3 protein-coding genes are annotated in these 2,943 nt (G+C 63.2%); 2 read left to right on the forward strand and 1 reads right to left on the reverse strand.

The window, feature by feature from the left end; genetic code table 11:
* Together VK533_RS12885 and VK533_RS12890 are read left to right on the forward strand one after the other, a co-directional pair.
* Positions 1-902 (forward strand): MBL fold metallo-hydrolase (locus tag VK533_RS12885; protein ID WP_324378267.1); only part of this gene is annotated, 902 nt, incomplete at its 5' end.
* Positions 903-926: 24 nt separating this feature from the next.
* Positions 927-1,940, forward strand: coding sequence for an MBL fold metallo-hydrolase (locus tag VK533_RS12890; RefSeq protein WP_324378269.1), 1,014 nt, complete (start codon positions 927-929; stop codon positions 1,938-1,940).
* Positions 1,941-2,051: 111 nt separating this feature from the next.
* Here the strand turns inward: VK533_RS12890 and VK533_RS12895 are convergent.
* A partial coding sequence (locus VK533_RS12895) for a mannose-1-phosphate guanylyltransferase (protein WP_324378271.1) occupies positions 2,052-2,943 on the reverse strand: 892 nt, incomplete at its 5' end.

Raw genomic sequence — 2,943 nt, forward strand, 5'->3', positions numbered from 1 at the left:
CCGGCAAGTTCGTCATGCGCTGGACCTACGGTTCCAATATCGCGGCCAAGAACCGCGATCCGCGCGTTCAGGTGGTGCAATATAACGAAGACACCTTCGTGCTGCGGCAGAATGTCTGCGTGCACTGGGAGGCGCCGTTCACCTATCTGTTGTTCGGCAACAAGGGCGCGCTGCTGATCGATGCCGGCGCGACCGCGGAAGCGCTTTATTATCCGCTGCGCGAGACGGTCGACGCGATCATCACGCGTTGGTCGCAGGCACGCGGGCGCCAGAAGGTGCCGCTCACCGTCGCGCTGACGTCGGGCGAGGATGTCGCGCAGAACCAGGGCCTCGTGCAATTTGCCGGACGCGCAGACACGGTGATCGTGCCCAAGCCGCTGGAGGTGATGAAGCGCTTCTATGGCCTGGGCGGCAGCTGGCCGTCCGGGCGCGGCAGGATCGATCTGGGCGACCGGGTGATCGAGGTGATTCCGACGCCGGGGACGCACAAGGACGGCGTCAGTTTTTATGACCCTTATTGCGATTTCCTGTTCACGGGCGACCTGATCTTTCCGGGCAAGATCAACATCGGCAACGACAGGGATTTCGTGGCCTCGCTGGAGCGGATCAAGGCCTTTATCGCGGATCATCCGGTGAAATCGATACTCGGCGGACATATCGAGATGATGTTCGTGCCGGGCCGCTATTATCCGCGGTTCGCGACCTACAAGCCCTATGAGCGGCTGCTCGAGATGGACCCGGCGCTGGTCGACCAGATCCTGGACTATGCGCGTGCGGTGCAGGGCAAGGACACGATGCTCATCCGGCCCGATTTCGTGCTCCTGAACGGGGTCAGCCCCGATCAGCGGACGTCGGATTGGCCATCGGACGTGCCGAACATCATCCCTCCGCGCCCATTCTGACGCCCGTCGACGAGGAAAAGAGCCATGGATCGTCGCACCTTCCTGACCTCACCCGCCTTCGCCGCGGCCGTGACCTTGTCCAATGCCGCTTTGGCGGGAGTCGCGAATGCGGCGGCCGCGTCCGTCCGTCCGGGGCCGATCGACTTCAAGGCCAACCTTCCCGCGCCCGGCGGTTTCCCCGACAAGTGGATCTGCGGGTCGCCATCGGCCATGGATAACACCGACCCGCCCGTGCACGTCCATTGGTACAATGCGCACACGGCGATCCTGAGGCAGAACAAGGCCTATAGTTACGAAGCGCCGTTCGCGCCGCTCTATTTCGGCAACGACCGCGTGCTTTTGCTGGACGAGGGCTTCGTCCAGCTACGCAACGATTGGGACCTGCGCGGCGTCGTGGATGGCTGCATCGACGATTGGTGCCGCCGGAACAATCGCGATCCCGCAAGTCTGGAATTGCTGGTGGCGTTCAGCCATCTGCACGCCGATCACTATGCGGCCACCAACCAGTTCGCGGACCGCCCCAACACCCGTTACATGGGGTTAACCCAGGAAGAGATGCTGGGATTCTGGGGCATGACGAACTTCCCGGAGCAACGGGTTTCGCTGGATCTGGGCGGGCGCGAGATATTGATCTGGGGTTCGCCGGGCCACGTCATCTCCGAATTCGCGCATTACGATACGTACACGCAGATCCTCTTCACCGGTGACATGTTCTATCGCGGGCGTTGCTACATCAGCTTCTGGCAGCCCTGGTTCGACAGCATGAAGCGCCTGATCGAATTCTGCGACACGCATCCGGTTACGCATGTGATGGGGTGCCACGTCGAGATCAGCAAGGACGGACAGGATTATGCCTATGGCGTGACCTATCAGCCCGATGAGGCGCCCGTGCAGATGACGGTGCAGCAGCTTCGCGACGCGTTCGAGCAGGCAAAGACGATCACGAAACCCGGCATTTATTTCACGGGCACGGTCTTCCTCTGCAACCAGACGCGCGGGACGACGACGATCGACAAATACCCCTATCGGTACGACTAGGATCGAGCGGCAGGTCTGGATTGCTTCGCCGCTACGCGGCTCGCAATGACGAAATCACACTATCTATCGTCATTGCGAGCGCAGCGACGCAATCCAGCTTTCCGGGAGTGGTTAAATCGCGCGATCCAGCGTGATGTGGCCGTCTTTCTTGAGCGCTTCGACCGCGCGCTTGACCTCCTGGCTGGCGCCGCGCGGCATGATCAGGACGGCGTCGGGAGTGGCGATGATGATCAGATCGCTGACGCCGACCGCCGCCACCACCGGGCCTTCGCTGCGGATCATGCAGCGTTCGGTGTCGATCGCGAACACTTCGCCATGGTGGGCGTTGCCGTCGGCGTCGCAGGCGGAGATTGCGTGGAGCGCGTCCCAGCTGCCGACGTCGGACCAGCCCATTTCAACCGGCGCAACCGCGACCTTTTCGGCTTTCTCCATCACCGCATAATCGACTGCCTGGCTGGGCGAGGCGGCGAAAGCGTGCTGGTCAGGATAGAGGCGGTTGCCGTCGCGGATGGCCGCGTCCATCGATTTTTTGACCGCCGCCAAAATGTCGGGCGCATGGGCGCCGAGCGCGTCGAGATAGGCGCCCGCGCCGAACAGGAAGATGCCGCCGTTCCAATTATAGTCGCCGGTGGCGAGATAGGCTTCGGCGGTGGCGCGATCGGGCTTTTCGACGAAGCTGTCGACCCGGGCGACGCCGGGCACGAGTTCGGCCCCGCGCTTGATATAGCCATAGCCCGTCTCCGGGCCGTCGGGCGTGATGCCGAAGGTGGCGAGCCAGCCTTGCTCGACCAAAGGCTGGGCGGCGTCGATCGCGGCGCGGAAGGCGGGCACGTCGCGAATGACATGATCGCTCGGCATCACCAGCATGATCGCGTCGCGATCGAGCGCGAGCGCGGCGGCGGCGATGGCGGGCGCGGTGTTGCGGCCTGCCGGTTCGAGGATCAGCAGCGCGTCATCGATGCCGACCGCCTCGAGCTGGCCTTCGATCATCTCGGCATGCCCG

Source organism: Sphingomonas sp., assembly GCF_035317925.1.
In the GTDB taxonomy this organism is placed as follows: Bacteria; Pseudomonadota; Alphaproteobacteria; order Sphingomonadales; family Sphingomonadaceae; genus Sphingomonas_I.